Source organism: Micromonospora sp. AMSO12t, assembly GCF_008806585.1.
Taxonomy (GTDB): Bacteria; Actinomycetota; Actinomycetes; order Mycobacteriales; family Micromonosporaceae; genus Micromonospora; species Micromonospora reichwaldensis.
This window is the reverse complement of the sequence record NZ_WAAS01000158.1, coordinates 1-14,940: the sequence shown is the minus strand read 5'-3', so window position 1 is coordinate 14,940 and position 14,940 is coordinate 1. Positions and strand designations below refer to the sequence as shown.

At 75.3% G+C, this 14,940-nt stretch carries 15 protein-coding genes; 7 read left to right on the top strand and 8 right to left on the bottom strand.

Annotated features, from left to right (window positions below; all coding sequences use genetic code 11):
- Positions 1 to 272: 272 nt before the first annotated feature.
- Positions 273 to 3,941 carry a SpoIIE family protein phosphatase gene (locus F6X68_RS21380; RefSeq protein ID WP_151455956.1) on the top strand — a complete coding sequence of 1,223 codons (3,669 nt, stop codon included), beginning with the start codon at positions 273 to 275 and terminating at the stop codon, positions 3,939 to 3,941.
- A 55-nt stretch (positions 3,942 to 3,996) separates the two neighbouring features.
- Here F6X68_RS21380 and F6X68_RS21375 read toward each other — a convergent pair whose 3' ends face one another.
- Entirely contained in the window at positions 3,997 to 4,314 is a 318-nt protein-coding gene (locus F6X68_RS21375; protein ID WP_225852338.1) for an STAS domain-containing protein, read from the bottom strand.
- Between the two features lie 95 nt (positions 4,315 to 4,409).
- On the opposite strand from F6X68_RS21375, the gene map reads away from it, so the two are divergent.
- Positions 4,410 to 5,267, top strand: a complete 858-nt coding sequence (map, locus tag F6X68_RS21370; RefSeq protein WP_151455954.1) for a type I methionyl aminopeptidase — start codon at positions 4,410 to 4,412, stop codon at positions 5,265 to 5,267.
- Positions 5,264 to 5,980 (top strand): VIT1/CCC1 transporter family protein, encoded by a 717-nt coding sequence (locus F6X68_RS21365; RefSeq protein WP_132232798.1) that lies wholly within the window; start codon positions 5,264 to 5,266, stop codon positions 5,978 to 5,980. Before map ends, F6X68_RS21365 begins: the two co-directional genes overlap by 4 nt.
- Positions 5,981 to 6,031: 51 nt before the next feature.
- Here F6X68_RS21365 and F6X68_RS21360 read toward each other — a convergent pair whose 3' ends face one another.
- The 7 genes from F6X68_RS21360 to F6X68_RS21330 all read right to left on the bottom strand — a co-directional run bounded on the left by F6X68_RS21360 (position 6,032) and on the right by F6X68_RS21330 (position 12,294).
- Positions 6,032 to 6,757, bottom strand: coding sequence for a nucleotidyltransferase domain-containing protein (locus F6X68_RS21360; protein ID WP_151455953.1), 726 nt, complete (start codon positions 6,755 to 6,757; stop codon positions 6,032 to 6,034).
- 9 nt (positions 6,758 to 6,766) lie between these two features.
- Positions 6,767 to 7,267 (bottom strand): nitroreductase/quinone reductase family protein, encoded by a 501-nt coding sequence (locus F6X68_RS21355; protein ID WP_151455952.1) that lies wholly within the window; start codon positions 7,265 to 7,267, stop codon positions 6,767 to 6,769.
- Positions 7,268 to 7,295: 28 nt separating this feature from the next.
- Entirely contained in the window at positions 7,296 to 9,998 is a 2,703-nt protein-coding gene (locus tag F6X68_RS21350) for an FtsX-like permease family protein (RefSeq protein ID WP_151455951.1), read from the bottom strand.
- Positions 9,995 to 10,753 carry an ABC transporter ATP-binding protein gene (locus tag F6X68_RS21345; protein WP_192581482.1) on the bottom strand — a complete coding sequence of 253 codons (759 nt, stop codon included), beginning with the start codon at positions 10,751 to 10,753 and terminating at the stop codon, positions 9,995 to 9,997. Before F6X68_RS21345 ends, F6X68_RS21350 begins: the two co-directional genes overlap by 4 nt.
- The gene (locus F6X68_RS21340; protein WP_151455950.1) at positions 10,750 to 11,337 is read right to left on the bottom strand and encodes a PadR family transcriptional regulator; all 588 of its coding nucleotides are present in this window, start codon (positions 11,335 to 11,337) and stop codon (positions 10,750 to 10,752) included. Before F6X68_RS21340 ends, F6X68_RS21345 begins: the two co-directional genes overlap by 4 nt.
- Before the next feature lie 64 nt (positions 11,338 to 11,401).
- Positions 11,402 to 11,848 carry a ferritin-like domain-containing protein gene (locus F6X68_RS21335; protein WP_151455949.1) on the bottom strand — a complete coding sequence of 149 codons (447 nt, stop codon included), beginning with the start codon at positions 11,846 to 11,848 and terminating at the stop codon, positions 11,402 to 11,404.
- Positions 11,845 to 12,294, bottom strand: a complete 450-nt coding sequence (locus F6X68_RS21330) for a hypothetical protein (RefSeq protein ID WP_151455957.1) — start codon at positions 12,292 to 12,294, stop codon at positions 11,845 to 11,847. Before F6X68_RS21330 ends, F6X68_RS21335 begins: the two co-directional genes overlap by 4 nt.
- 229 nt (positions 12,295 to 12,523) lie before the next feature.
- Here F6X68_RS21330 and rimP point away from each other — a divergent pair, with 229 nt between their 5' ends.
- The 4 genes from rimP to F6X68_RS21310 form a co-directional block, all read left to right on the top strand.
- The gene (gene rimP / locus F6X68_RS21325; protein ID WP_151455948.1) at positions 12,524 to 13,225 is read left to right on the top strand and encodes a ribosome maturation factor RimP; all 702 of its coding nucleotides are present in this window, start codon (positions 12,524 to 12,526) and stop codon (positions 13,223 to 13,225) included.
- Positions 13,222 to 14,265 (top strand): transcription termination factor NusA, encoded by a 1,044-nt coding sequence (nusA, locus tag F6X68_RS21320; RefSeq protein WP_151455947.1) that lies wholly within the window; start codon positions 13,222 to 13,224, stop codon positions 14,263 to 14,265. Before rimP ends, nusA begins: the two co-directional genes overlap by 4 nt.
- Before the next feature lie 16 nt (positions 14,266 to 14,281).
- Complete coding sequence (locus F6X68_RS21315) at positions 14,282 to 14,614, top strand: YlxR family protein (RefSeq protein ID WP_132232814.1); 333 nt, start codon at positions 14,282 to 14,284, stop codon at positions 14,612 to 14,614.
- A 93-nt stretch (positions 14,615 to 14,707) separates the two neighbouring features.
- On the top strand, positions 14,708 to 14,940 hold a 233-nt coding region (locus F6X68_RS21310; protein ID WP_151455946.1), incomplete at its 3' end, for a translation initiation factor IF-2 N-terminal domain-containing protein.

Here is a 14,940-nt window from a genome sequence, read left to right as displayed (position 1 = left end):
CACAGTCGCCTCCCGGGGTGCCTTTCATCCAGGGCCGTATCGTCCCGTGCACGGGACTGAAGTGCGGCGCTGGTCCAGATTCGGTTGACCAGCCGTCCTGTGTGGACCCGGCCCGGCAACGCCGCGGTCGGGGGACGGCGGCCCGGTGCGGCGGACGTGAACAGCGCACGCCGGGCGGTATGCGTTACGTTGCTCGTCCGTCGGGGTACCAAGCGGGGCACGGCCGGTCGGATCACCGGGCCGAGGCGGTGACGGCCGGAGCGGGAGGAACTATGAGTTCGGCCCAGGGGGGCGTGGACGAGGGTTGCCCGTCCGAGGTGGGCCAGGAGGTTGATCTTCCCCCGTTGCTGGCTGCCGCCTTCGCCGGTGGCGGCGAGATGGGCGAGTTGATGGGCAGCCTCGACTGGTCCGGCCATCCGCTCGGCACCCCCGACCGATGGCCGCCGGCGCTCTGTTCGGCGATCGGCCTGATGCTCGCCTCCAGCGCGCAGATCGTCATGTTCTGGGGCGAGGACGAGCTCGCCTTCTACAACGACGCCTACCGTCCCACGATCGGTGGCAAGCACCCGGACGTGCTGGGCCAGCCGGCCCGCGAGCACTGGGCGGAGACCTGGAGCGTGCTCGGGCCGCTGCTGGAGGGCGTCCGGCGGGACAGCCGGTCGTACCGCGCGCAGGACCACCCCTTCCCGCTCGACCGGCGCGGCTTCCTGGAGGAGACGTACTTCGACGTCTCCTACGACCCGATCCTGGCCGCCGACGGCACCGTCGCCGGTGTCTTCTGCATCGTCAACGAGACCACGGGCAGGGTGGTCGGGGAGCGCCGGCTGCGGCTGCTGGCCGAGCTGGGCACCGACCTGGCCGAGGTGGACAGCAGGCCCGAGCTGGGCCGGGTCGCGGCGGCGGTGCTCGACCGGCACCGGCCGGACGTGCCGTTCTCGCTGGTGTACCTGCCCGACGAGGCCGGCAACCTGGCCCTGACCGGGTGCGGCGGCGTCGGCCCACGGGCGGTCGCCACGCCCCCGCCGGCGCGGCTCGCCGAGGTCACCGCCGCCGGCACCGCCGCCACCGTCGCCGTCACGGACCTGCTCATCGAGGCTCCGGCCGACGCGACCGGTGAGGCGCTGGTGCTGCCGGTCACCGCCGGGAACGAGACCGTGGGCGCGCTGGCCGTCGGCGTCGCCCGCCGACAGCCGCTCACCGACGAGTACCGGGACTTCTTCGACCTGGTCGCCGCGCAGCTCTCCCGGGCCGTCGGGCGGCAGCAGGCGTACGAGCAGGAACGCACCCGCGCCGCCGAGCTGACCGCCCTGGACCGGGCCAAGACCAACTTCTTCGCCAACGTCAGCCACGAGTTCCGCACCCCGCTGACCCTGGTGCTCGGCCCGCTGGAGGACCTGCTGGCCGACCCGGCGCTGCCGGAGGCGTACACCGAACGGCTCGCCACCATGCACCGCAACGCGCTGCGGCTGCTCAAGCTGGTCAACACGGTGCTCGACTTCTCCCGGCTGGAGTCCGGGCGGCTGGCCGCCCGCTACCAGCCCACCGACCTCGCCGACTACACCGCCCGCCTGGCCAGCACGTTCCGGTCGGCCACCCAGCGGACCGGGCTGCGCCTGGTCGTGGACTGCCCGCCGCTGCCGGCGCCGGTCTTCGTGGACCGGGACATGTGGGAGAAGGTCGTCCTCAACCTGGTCTCGAACGCGGTGAAGTTCACCTTCGACGGCGAGATCCGGGTGCGGATCCGCGCCGTCGACGGGGCCGCCCGGCTGGAGGTCACCGACACCGGCGTCGGCATCGTGCCGGAGGAACTGCCGCAGATCTTCGAACGCTTCCACCGGGTGCCCGGGGTGCGTTCGCGCAGCCACGAGGGCACCGGGATCGGCCTGGCACTGGTCCGCGAGCTGGTCGAGATGCACGGCGGCGAGGTGGCCGTGCGCAGCCGCGTCGACGAGGGCAGCACGTTCACCGTGACCGTTCCGTTCGGCGCCGGGCACCTGCCGGTCGAGCGGGTCGTCGACGCCGGCTCACCGGCGCAGGTCGAGCTGGCGCAGGCCGACCTCTACGTCGCGGAGACGGCGCTCTGGACCGGCGCCGCCGGGTCGGCCGACGGTGCCGGCTCGGCCCGGGGGACCGGCGCCGCCGGCCGGATCCTGGTCGCCGACGACAACGCCGACCTGCGTGAGCACGTCACCCGGCTGCTCTCCCCGTCCTGGGAGGTGGTCGCGGTCACCGACGGCGTGGAGGCGCTGCGGCACGCCGTCGACGGCTCGTTCGACCTGGTGCTGACCGACGTGATGATGCCCCGGCTCGACGGGTTCGGGCTGGTCGCCGCGTTGCGTGCGGATCCGCGTACCCGGCACCTGCCGATCGTGCTGCTCTCCGCCCGGGCCGGCTCCGCCGAGGAGGTCGCCGGGCTCGCGGTCGGCGCCGACGACTACCTCACCAAGCCCTTCTCCGGCCAGGAGCTGACCGCCCGGGTACGGGCCAACGTCGAACTGGGCCAGCTCCGCGGCCAGATCATCCGTGGGCTGCGGGCCCTGGCCGACGCGGCGGTCGCGGTCAACACCGCCCGCTCCACGGCCGACGTGCTCCAGGTCGCCGCGCGGCACGCCCTGAGCCTCGCCGAGGCCGCCCGGGTGGTGGTCTCCGCCACCGGGATGCGCTTCGAGGCCGACGGCGGCGGGCTGGCCTCGATCGAGCCGTCCTTCGTGCTGCCGCTGACCGGCACCGCCGGCGAGCGGCTCGGCGAGCTGCGGGTCTGGCGTCCGGACGGCGACGGGACCCACACCGACGAGGCCGCGCTCACCCAGCTCGCCCGGCTGGTCGGCGTGCGGCTGGAGAACGCCCAGCTCTACGAGGCCGAGCACCGCATCGCCACCACGCTCCAGCACAGCCTGCTGCCCCGGTCGCTGCCGCAGCTGCCGGGCGCCCTGGTGGCCAGCCGCTACCTGCCGGGCAGCGCCGACGTGGAGGTCGGCGGGGACTGGTACGACGTCGTCGCGCTCGGCGACGACGAGCTGGTGCTGGCGATCGGCGACGTGGTCGGCAAGGGCGTGCGGGCGGCCGCCGCGATGGGCCAGCTCCGCAACGCGCTGCGGGCGTACGTCCTGGAGGGCTTCGATCCCGGCGAGTCGCTGACCCGGCTCAACCGGCTCGTCGGCACCAACGAGGGCCGCTCCTTCGCGACGGTGTTCTGCCTGTGGTTCAGCCCTCGTACCGGCCGGATGCGGTACGCCAGCGCCGGGCACCCGTCCCCGCTGCTGATCCGAGGAGACGACGTGGCGTTCCTGCACGACCGGGCGCTCGGGCCGCCGGTCGGGGCGATCCCCGACACGGCCTACCGGACGGTCGAGGGGGAGCTGGCCGCCGGGAGCCGCCTGCTGCTCTACACCGACGGGCTGATCGAGGACCGGCAGCTCGGCATCGACGCCGCGCTGGCCACGCTGCGGCAGGACGCGGCCACCCCCGGCGAGCACGTGACCGATCTGATCGACGCCGTGGTGGAGCGGATCGCCGGGCGGCCGTTGCGCGACGACGTCGCGGTGCTCGCCCTGGAGGTGGCGGAACTCAACCGGTTCGCGCTGCGGCTGCCGGCCGATCCCACCCGGCTCAGCGTGCTGCGCAAGCGGCTGGAGGACTTCCTCGTCGCGCACAAGGTCAGCGAGACGGACCTGTTCGACCTGACCGTCGCCGTCTCAGAGGCGGCCGCCAACGCCATCGAGCATCCGGTCGAGCCGGCCGAGCCGACGATCGGCGTCGAGGTGACCATCTCCGATCGGACGGTGGTCGCCACGGTGCGCGACAGCGGCCGGTGGCGGGAGTCGACCGGATCGGGCTTCCGGGGGCGGGGACTGTCCCTCATCGAGGCGCTGGGGGAGCTGTCGGTGCACCGTACCGCCGAGGGGACCGAGGTGACGCTGCGCCGGCGGCTGGCGGACTGAGCGCGGCCGGCGGTCCTCCGGCGCGCGACCGGCCCTACGGCGCGCGGTGCGGGGGTCAGGCCGGGCGGAGCCAGGCCTGGTCGGCCAGGCCGGAGATGTCCAGCACCCGGTGGACCTGCCGCGACGGCAGCACGGTGAGCGCGCCGGGAAACTGCTGGGCCAGCCGGACCACGGCGTGGATGGCCGCCGAGTCGAAGAAGGTGACCGCCCGCAGGTCGAGCGTCACCCGCTCGGCCGGCTCCCGCAGCGCGGTCTGGAACATGACGTCGGCGGTGGCCATGTCCACCTCGCCGGTGACCAGGACACGGAGGCGGTCGCCGTCGACCTCCGCGGTGGCGGAGAAGACGGGAGACGTGCCATCCCCTTGATCCACGGAGCCACAATTGCACAGCGGACCGGGCACGGCAACAACCGCTCCGGCCGGGCGGTGGCGGGGGCCACCACCGGGCGCGGCGATAAACTCGCGTCATGACCGTCCGTGCGCCGCTGACCCCCGGCACGCTCACCCCGTTGCGGCCCGTGCCCGCCCACATCGTCCGCCCGGAGTACGTGGGCAAGAAGCGTCCCCAGGAGTGGCGCGGCTCCCACGTGCAGACCCCGGAGACCATCGAGAAGATGCGGGTCGCCGGTCGGCTCGCGGCGCAGGCCACCCAGCTCGCCGGCGAGCACTGCAAGCCGGGCGTGAGCACCGACGAGATCGACCGGGTCGTGCACGAGTTCCTCTGCGACCACGGCGCCTACCCGTCGACGTTGGGCTACCGGGGCTTCCCGAAGTCCTGCTGCACCAGCCTCAACGAGGTGATCTGCCACGGCATCCCCGACTCCACCGTGCTCGCCGACGGCGACATCATCAACGTCGACGTGACCGCGTACCTCGACGGGGTGCACGGCGACACGGACGCCACCTTCTGCGTGGGCGAGGTCGACGAGGAGGCCCGGCTGCTGGTCGAGCGGACCCACGAGGCGATGATGCGCGGCATCCGCGCGGTCGCCCCGGGCCGCCAGATCAACGTGGTCGGCCGGGTCATCGAGTCGTACGCGAAGCGCTTCGGCTACGGCGTCGTGCGTGACTTCACCGGCCACGGGATCGGCGAGGCGTTCCACAGCGGGCTCTACGTGCCGCACTACGACAGCCCCCGCCCCACGGACGTGATGGAGCCGGGGATGACCTTCACCATCGAGCCGATGATCACCCTCGGCACCCACGAGTACGACATGTGGGACGACGGCTGGACCGTGGTGACGAAGGACCGCAGGTGGACGGCCCAGTTCGAGCACACCATCGTGGTGACCGAGGACGGCCACGAGATCCTCACGCTGCCGTGACGGAGACCCCGGCGGCGCTGCGTGAGGCGCACCACGCGGACGTCTCCGGCGGTTGGCTGCGCCCCGCCGTCTTCGGGGCGATGGACGGGCTGGTCACCAACATCGCCCTGATCGCCGGGGTGGCGGGCGGCGGGGTGTCGCCGCGCAGCGTCGTGCTCACCGGCGTGGCCGGCCTGGTGGCCGGCGCCATCTCGATGGGGCTGGGGGAGTACACCAGCGTCCGCTCGGCGAACGAACAGGTCGCGGCCGAGGTCGCCAAGGAGCGCCGCGAGCTGGAGCGGCACCCCGAGGCGGAGGCGCGCGAGCTGGCCGAGGCGTGGGTCGCCCGGGGACTGCCGCCCGACCTGGCCATGGAGGTCGCCCAGGCCGTCCGGCGCAATCCGGAGGAGGCGCTCCGGGTGCACGTCCGGGAGGAGCTCGGCGTCGACCCGGACGAGCAGCCCAGCCCCTGGGCCGCCGCGATCTCGTCGTTCCTGTTCTTCTCGGTCGGGGCGCTGGTGCCGCTGCTGACGTACCTGTTCGGCGCGACGAGCCTGTGGCTGGCGCTCGCGGTCGGCGGGCTCGGGCTCTTCGTGGCCGGGGCGGTGGTCGCCCGGTTCACCGCCCGGCCCTGGTGGTCCGGCGGTCTGCGTCAGCTCCTGCTCGGCGCGGCGGCGGCCGGCGCCACGTATCTCGTCGGCACCCTCATCGGCGTGCAGGGCGGGCTCGGCTGACCTTCCCGCGCCGGCCCGTCCGGCGCCCGGCGGGCGCCGTCCGGCGCGGTGTCAGCCGTCGAGAAGGTCGTCGACCGTGCCGTCGACGGGGCGGCCCCGGGCCGCCAGCTCGGCCGCCTGGCGGGTCAGGACGACGCCCACCTCGGTCATGTCCGCGCCCGCCAGTCCCGTCCGACGCACCGCGTCGCCCGGGTCGCGGAAGTAGGTGCGGCTGAGCAGGCCGGCGACCGTGGCCGCCGCCAGCCGCGCCTCGCCGAGCATCAGCAGCGCCTGGTCGGTCTCGTACCACTCGGCCAGCCGGGCGGCCCGGGCGTGCGCCGCGCCGCCCCGGTACCAGGCCCGGCGGGCCGCCGTGCTGAACTCGGCCGGCCGGGCCCGGGCCAGCCGGCCCAGGTGCTCGTCGCGCAGCGTGCGCAGCCAGCCGGTGGGGTCGTGCAGCGCCCGGGTGCTGACGTAGCGGTCGGCGGTCAACGGCCAGAGCGGGGAGATCACCCGGGCCTGGCGCAGGTAGTCGTCGGCGCCGGCCACGGTCAGGTCGACCAGCACGCCGTCGACCCGCCGGGTCGCCGGGGACGGTCCGCCGCCGGGCCGGTACGTCACCACCAGCAGCCCGACCTCGCCGTCCCCGCCGCCGTCGTCGTCGCCGTGGGCGAGCGGGCCGTGCACCGCGACCGCCAGCACGTCGGCCGGGAACCGCCGGCGCACGGCGCCGGCGACCCGTTCGGCCACCGCCCACCGTGGATCGTCGGGGTGGGGTTCGCCGTCGGCGCCGGTCACCGCACCAGCCTATTCGCGGGCGGTCGGCCCGCCCGGCACGCCGCGCCCGGTGGGCACCAGCCGGAAGACGAGGATCTCCCGGCCGCCGGCCCGCTGGGCGTACGCGCGGTAGGCGGGCCACTCGGTGACCAGCAGCGTCCAGAGGCGGTCCCGTTCGGCACCGGTGGCGACCTCGGCGCGCACCGGGACGCGGCGGCCCTTGACGGCCACCTCGGCGGCCGGATCGGCGCGCAGGTTCATCGCCCAGCCGGGCTGGTGGGTCTGGCCGAAGTTGGAGCCGACCACCACGTACGCGTCGCCGTCGGGCACGTAGAGCAGCGGATTGCTGCGCGGCTTGCCGGAGCGGCGGCCGGTGGTCGTGATGACCAGCGACGGGATGAGCCCGAGCGCGACCACCCGCCCCCGGGTGAGCCGCCCCACCATCCGGTCGGCGGGGACGAGCAGGCGGACGGCGGCGCCGAACCAGCGGTGGTGACCGACACGGCGGGTCAGGGCTCCCAGTACGGGCACGGCGACCAGTGTGCCCGCTCCCGGCCCGTCAGTCGAGACGTCGCTCGACCGGCAGCCGGGACCGGGTGAAGAAGCCCGCGCCGAGCATCGCGACCAGCGGCACCACCACCAGGACGCCGAGCGTGGTCCAGGGGACCACCACCGGGTACGGCTCCGTGACCGGCCACAGGGCGGCGTACCGGCGGTTGAGGGCGGTCAGGATGATCGACGCGGAGCCGAGGCCGGCGACGATGCCGAGCGCGGAGCCCAGTACGGCGATCACCCCGGACTGACAGAGCGAGAGCAGCCGGCGCAGTCCCGGGCCGGCGCCGACCGCCGCGAGGGTGGACAGGTCGGCCCGCCCCTCGGCCGCCGCCAGCCCGGTGGCGATGGCGGCGGCGCCCAGGGTGATCACCCCGGCGGCGGCGGCCAGCAGGAGCAGCAGCGGCCGCCCCGCGTCGCCCTGCGTGCCCCGGTCGATCTCGACCTGCGCGTGCAGCGGACGTACGGCGGCGACGAACCGGTCCTGCCGGTCCTCGTCGGGCACGCCGTCGGCGGCGATCGCCCAACCGAGCGGGTGGACGTCGAGGCCGAGCCGCCCGGCGGCCGCCGGGGAGAGCAACAGCCGGTCCGCCCCCAGCGCGGTGGGCAGCGGATATCCGGCGACGGTGGTGACGGCCTGGGGGTCGGGCCGGGCCTGCCCGGCGCGGGTCACCCGCACGTCGACCCGCCCGTCGCGCACGTAGCGTGGATCGGTCACGACCGCGCCGCCGGCCCGCAGCACGGCGGTGGCGGCGGCGACGTCGGCGGGGGCGGCGCCGGTGAGCGCCGGCAGGGCCGTCCCGTCGTCCACCAGGACGTGGAAGTACCGGCCGAGGTGCTCCTCGGGTTCCGCGCAGCGGGCGTCGGCGCGGGCGCGGCGCTGCTGCTCCGGGGTGAGCCTGTCGCCCGGCGTCCACGGGCAGACGCGCTCGGCGGGCAGCACCGGCGAGACCACGCACAGGTCGGTGGCCGTCCCGCACCGGGGCTCCGCCAGCGGCGCCACCGTCCGGACCCCCAGGTGGGCGCGCGCGGCCTCGCTGACCCCGGGCAGGTCGGGCAGGGTTTCCCCGTCCGACCCGGTGACCAGCACCGTGGTGGCCGGCAGGGCCGGCAGGTACATCGTGGCCGACCGGGCGTCGTCGCTGGCCAGGTACACCCCGATGGCGACGCTGCCGGCGACCGCGGCCATCACGGCGGAGATCGCGGGCGCGGTCGACGACCGGTTGCGGCTGGCGTCGCGCAGCGCGATCCGGGGCGCCAGCGGCAGCGACCGCCCGAGGCGGGCGAGCAGGCCGACCAGCGTCGGGGTGGCGAAGACCAGGCCCAGCTCGCCGAGGACGAGGCCGGCCAGGATGACCGCCGGCGCCGTCCGGGCCGCCCCGAACGCGGCCACCGCGGCCCCGGCGGCGGCCAGGACCGCCCCGACTGTCAACCAGCGTCGCCGGTGCGCCGGCGGGGTGCGCCGGCCGGCCAGCCCCGCCACCACGTCCTGCCGGGCGGCCGTCCAGGCCGGGGCCAGCGCGGCCAGCACCCCGGCCAGCACCGCGACGGCGGCGATTGCCGCGAGCGCCTCCGGCCACCAGCGGTACGCGCCGAAGCGCGCGCCGAAGAGGTGCTGCTCCACCAGGGAGCGGCCGGCGAACGCGGCGGCGACGCCCAGCGCGACCCCGAGGGCGGCGCCGACGGCACCCAGCACCACGCCGTCGGCCAGCACGATGCGGCGCAGGTGGGCGTCGTCCCCGCCCGCCACGGCGACCAGCGCGAGGTCCCGGCGCCGCCGCCGTACGCCGACCGCGAAGGCTGGCCCGACGAGCAGCACCACCTCCAGCAGCCCCAGCCCGCCGACGAGCACCGAGACGCTCATCCCCTCCACGTCCATGGCGGAGCGGCCGTACGGCGCGAACGTGACGGTGTCCGACGCCGGGGCGGGGACCCGGGCGTGCACCACGACGCCGTGGGCGTTGAGCCGGCGGAACAGCTCCTCGTCGGGGTCGCCGGGCAGGTCGACCAGCCAGCTCGTGCCCGGCTCGGCCTCCATCCGCCCCTCCGACGGGTGCAGCGTCACCACCGGGCCCAGGTCGTCGGGGTACTCGGCCACCCCGACCACCCGCCAGGAGCGGGCGCCGTCGCCGGACGTGACGGTGTCGCCGAGGCGGGCGTCGAGGCGGCGCAGGGCCGCCGGGCTGACCGCGATCTCATCCGGCCCGGCCGGCGCCCGCCCCGAGTGGAACCGGACCAGCCCCCGCCCGAGCGGGTCGGTGAGGTCCACGGCGCGGCCCGTGAGCGTGTTGTCGACCCGCTCGCCGACCAGGGCGTCGAACGACACCCAGCGGCGCAGCGGGACCACCCGGCTCCCGGCCGGCAGCAGGGCGGCCACCTGCCCGGCGGTGACGGGCCCGGCCGAGGGACCGTCGTCCGGGTCGGTACGCCAGGTCTCGGCCCAGGTGCTCTGCGCGAGGGGGGTCCGCGTCACCCAGTTCAGCTCCGCGTCGGCCGCGCCGAGTTGGCGGTCGGCCCGCTCCACCGGGGTCAGCTCGGACATCCGCCAGCTCACCGCGGTGAAGCTCAGCACCAGCACCGGCAGCGTGATCATCGCGAGCACCAGCGCCGTACGCCCCCGGGCCCGCCGGGCCTCCCGCCGGGCGATCCGCAGCGCGGCCCACCAGGAACCGGCGGCCCGGGCGAGCCGGCCGCCCCGGCCCGCGCTCACCGACCGCTGCCGCTCAGCAGCTGCTCCACGCTGCCCAGCGGGGCCGTCGTGTCGACAAGCACCCCGTCGCGCAGGAAGACCACCCGGTCGGCCCAGGCGGCGTGGCGCGCCTCGTGGGTGACCAGCACGGCGGCGGCCCCGGCGTCGACGCGCCGGCGCAGCAGGTGCAGCACCGCCTCACCGGTCTGCGAGTCCAGCGCGCCGGTCGGTTCGTCGGCGAGCACCAGCCGGCGCTCCCCGACGAGCGCGCGGGCGATGGCCACCCGCTGCTGCTGCCCGCCGGAGAGCTGGTCGGGGAACCGGTCGGCCAGCGCGGTCAGGCCCACCTCGGACAGCGCGTCCAGCGCCAGGCGGCGGGCCCGGCGTACGCCCGTGCCGTCGAGTTCGAGGGGGAGGGCGACGTTCTCCACGGCGCTGAGGCTGCCGAGCAGGTTGAGGTCCTGGAAGACGTAGCCGATGCGGCGGCGCCGCACCTGGGCCAGCCGCCGCCGGTCGAGGGCACCGAGCGGCTCGCCCTCGACGTACACCTCGCCCGCGGTCGGGCCGTCCAGCCCGCCGGCCAGGGCGAGCAGGGTCGACTTCCCCGAGCCGGACGGTCCCATCACGGCGACGAGTTCCCCCGCGCGCACGGCGAGGCTCACCCCGCGCAGCGCGTGCACGGCCGCCGCGCCGGCGCCGTGGGTGCGGTGCACGTCACGCACGTCCAGCACCGGCGTGGTCGGGCTCCCGTCCGCCGGCCGGTTCCCCGTGCTCACCGTCGCGCCTCCTCGTCCGCCCGGTCCACCGCCTCGGCAGGCGTCGTCGGGACGCGGCCGGGCTCCGCCGGACGGTAGCGCACGAGGCTGGTCTCGCAGTGGTCCAGCCAGCGCACCTCGGCCTCGGCCTGGAAGACCATGGCGTCCAGCACCAGCCGCCACGGCAGGTCCTCGGGGCGGTCGCTGGCGTACTTCAACCGGGTCAACTCCTGCAACGTCCGCATGGTCGCGCTGCGCTGGGTCTGCACGACCGACCGGACGTCCACCCCGGGGGTGGTCAGCGCGAGGGCGAGCTTGATCGCCAGCTCGTCGCGGGGCCGGTCGGTGCGGCTGATCGGCGTGGCGAACCACAGGGCCAGGTCCGTCCGCCCGGCGTCGGTGATCTCGTACGGGCGCTGCCCCGTCTCGCTCTCGGGCAGCGACCGGACCAGCCCGTCCCGCTCCAGCCGGGACAGGGTGGTGTAGACCTGACCGATGTTCAGCGGCCAGGTCGAGCCGGTCGACTCCTCGAACGCGGCGCGCAGCTGGTAGCCGTACATCTGGCCGCGTTCGAGCAGGGCGAGCAGCCCGTGACGGATGGACATGGCAACGGAGTATGCATACCTGGTATGCGACCCGCAACCGGGGCGGGCGTCGAGGGTCGGCCGGTCAGGCGGGTCGGCCCGGGAACGGCACAGTCAGCGGGGTGATCCCGGCCGTCCGTCGCCAGCGGGTGGCCCGTACGGCGTACTCGACCAGGGCGGCCAGGGCCCTGTCCCGGTCGGCGCCGCTGGTGGCCGGCACCACCGCCCGCCAGAACGCGGCCGTGCGCTCCTCCACCTCGGCGGCCAGCCGCAGCGCGCTCGCCCGGTCGGTGACCGGGAACGGCAGCGTGTAGCCGGCCCGGTCCGGCGGGACGTTCCCGCCACCGGCGCTCAACTGCACGATCAGGTCGTCGCGGCGGCGCCGGTGCGCGGCCTCCGCCTCCTTCGCGGCGGTCCGGGCGGCGCCGGTGAGGCGTACCCCGATGGGCCCGTACGCCCAGATCGCGGCGTACTCGGCGGAGAGCACCGCGCCCAGCGCCCCGGCCGGCCCCGGCGGTGTGGGCGCGGTCACCTCAGCACCTCCACGTGCGTGGCCCGGGCGGCGGCGATCGAGGCGAGCAGCGCGGCCCGCTCCGCCGGCGCCGCCGCGCAGGCCCGGGTCGCCGCCTCCTGGGCGGCGCGTTCGTCCTCGCGCAGCGCGGCCCGTGCCGCCGCCGGGCCGCCCGGCGCGGCGGGCGTGGCCGCGGCGGACGCCGAGGGCAGCGGTACGCCGATGAGCCGGGCGAGTTCGGCCGCGTGCGCGCGGTGCGCCTCGGCGATCGGCGTGAGCAGGCCGGCGAGCGCGGGGTGCGCGGCGGCGGCGTCCCGGTGCCCGGCGGCGAGCCGGAGCGCCTCGTCGAGCAGCGGCGTGAGCGGATCCGGCCCGGGGGTGGGGTCGTCGTCGCGGCTCAGGAGGCCGCAACCGGTCAGCGGCGCCGCCGCTCCGCCGAGCGCCAGGAGCACCCCGGCGCGCAGCACCTTTCGCCGGGAATGCCCGGTTGCCTCGCCGCGTCGTGTCGTTCTGCCCGTCGCCACCGGACAAGTCAACACCATCACCGGCCGTACGTGGGCGACCGGCGTCGGTGCGCCGCCCGGCCCGCCGCGCGGCAGGCGCGTTACGCTCTGCGCAGCCACCGGCGCGTCAGCTCCGGTGGCGTGCCGGCATGGCGGCCGACCGGGTGCCGTCGATCAGCAGGAGGGTGCGGAGATGACGCAGCGTGGCCGTGCCACGAGGTCGACGGGTCCGGCGGGGAGACCCCGACGCGCCGACGCCCCACGGGGCGGGGAACGTGCCGGCGGCCCGCGCGGCGACCTCGCCGCCCGGCGGGCCCGGCTGCGTGAGGTGATCGAGCCGGTGGTCGCCGGCGCCGGTTACGACCTGGAGGAACTCTCCGTCTCCCGCGCCGGCCGGCGGCACGTGGTGCGGGTGATCGTGGACGCCGACGGCGGGATCAACCTGGATGCCGTCGCCGAGGTCTCCCGGGCCGTCTCCGCGGCCCTCGACGCGGCCGAGGAGGCCTCCGGCGACCTCGTCGCCGGGGAGTACCAGCTGGAGGTCAGCTCCCCCGGCGTGGACCGGCCGCTCACCCTGCCCCGGCACTGGCGGCGCAACGTCGGCCGGCTGGTGAAGGTGACCGCCCGCGGCGCGGGCGCCCCGTCCGGCCAACCCGCCGGGCAGCCCACCGGCGACCGGCAGGTCACCGGCCGGGTGGTCGAGGCCGACGACGAGCGCGTGGTGCTGGAGACCGACGCCGGCCGCGCCACGTGGACGTACGCAGAGCTCGGCCCCGGCCGGGTGCAGGTCGAGTTCCACCGCCTCGACGAGATCGAGGAGACGGACGGACCCGACGACATGGACGACACCGACGACTTCGACGACGAAGATGATGTGGAGGACGAGGAGAGGTGAACATCGACCTCGCGGCGCTGCGCGCACTCGAGCGCGAGCGGGAGATCCCGTTCGACACGATCCTCGCGGCGATCGAGACCGCGCTGCTGACCGCCTACCGGCACACCGAGGGGGCGGAGTCGCACGCCCGGGTGGAGATCGACCGCAAGTCCGGCGCGGCCCTGGTCTACGCGCAGGAGTTGGACGACGACGGCACCGTCGTACGGGAGTGGGACGACACCCCGCACGACTTCGGGCGGATCGCCGCCATGACCGCCAAGCAGGTCATCCTCCAGCGACTGCGGGAGGCCACCGACGAGGTGCACTTCGGCGAGTACGTGGGCCGCGAGGGTGACCTGGTCACCGGCGTGGTGCAGGCGCACGAGACGCGCAGCGAGAAGGGCATCGTCAGCGTCGACCTCGGCAAGCTGGAGGGGGTCCTGCCGCAGTCCGAGCAGGTGCCCGGCGAGCGCTACGCGCACGGCGAGCGGATCCGCTGCGTGGTGGTGCACGTGGCCAAGGGGATGCGCGGGCCGCAGATCACCCTCTCCCGGTCGCACCCGGCGCTGGTCAAGAAGCTCTTCGCGCTCGAGGTGCCGGAGATCGCCGACGGCACGGTCGAGATCGGCGCGATCGCACGTGAGGCGGGTCACCGTACGAAGATCGCGGTCCGCTCCACCACCCAGGGGGTCAACCCCAAGGGCGCCTGTATCGGCCCGATGGGGCAGCGGGTACGGGCCGTCATGAGCGAACTGCACGGCGAGAAGATCGACATCATCGACTGGTCGGACGACCCGGCGACGTTCGTCGGCAACGCCCTGTCGCCGGCCAAGGCCCTGCGGGTCGAGGTGGTCGACCTGGCCACCCGCACCGCCCGGGTCACCGTCCCGGACTTCCAGCTCTCCCTCGCCATCGGCCGGGAGGGGCAGAACGCCCGACTTGCTGCCCGGTTGACCGGTTGGCGGATCGACATCCGGTCCGACGCCGAGCAGTCCGGTGCCGCCGGCCGGGGCGCAGCTGATCACGTCCCGGAGCCGGGCGGCGCGATCTCGGGCTCCTAGGGGTAGACTTTCTCCAGTGGTACGACGCGCGCTGCCGGAACGCACCTGTGTGGGTTGCCGGCGACGTGCGCCGGCCAGCGAATTGCTGCGGATCGTCGCGGTCGGCGACGAGGCTGGTCACAGCCTTCGGCCCGATCCGGCCCGCAGGCTGCCGGGTCGGGGAGCGAACATGCACCCGGATCCGGCCTGCTTCGCGCAAGCGGTGCGGCGACGCGCTTTCGGGCGTGCGCTGCGCCTCACCGGGGTCCCCGACCACGGTGAGCTTGCGGAGCACGTCGATGCGCCAACCACTACGTCCGGTCAGCCCGACCGGGCGAGGGTCGCTAGCAGGGTAGGACGACCGACATGAGCACACGATGAAGTCCCTGAAATGACCAGGCTTCAAGTGCACGAGTGAGGTCGCTGCGGGTGCTGCCCGCACGACCTCGGAGTGAGGAGTGCAGTGGCAGGTAAGGCCCGCGTACACGAGCTTGCAAAAGAGCTCGGGGTCGAAAGCAAGACCGTTCTCGCCAAGCTCAAGGAGATGGGCGAGTTCGTGAAGTCCGCGTCCAGCACCGTCGAGGCGCCCGTCGCCCGACGGCTGCGTAGCGCATTCGTCGCCGGCGCCGGTTCTCCGGCACCAGCCGCCCCACCGGCGGCCGCCACCTCGATGTCGTGGGCACTCGCCGGCTGGGC

Coding starts and splice junctions, on each gene's coding strand:
- F6X68_RS21340 (WP_151455950.1), bottom strand. CDS start 11,337: ATGTCCATCCGTCACGGGCTGCTCGCCCTGCTCGAACGCGGCCAGATG.
- F6X68_RS21380 (WP_151455956.1), top strand. CDS start 273: ATGAGTTCGGCCCAGGGGGGCGTGGACGAGGGTTGCCCGTCCGAGGTG.
- rimP (WP_151455948.1), top strand. CDS start 12,524: ATGACGCAGCGTGGCCGTGCCACGAGGTCGACGGGTCCGGCGGGGAGA.
- map (WP_151455954.1), top strand. CDS start 4,410: ATGACCGTCCGTGCGCCGCTGACCCCCGGCACGCTCACCCCGTTGCGG.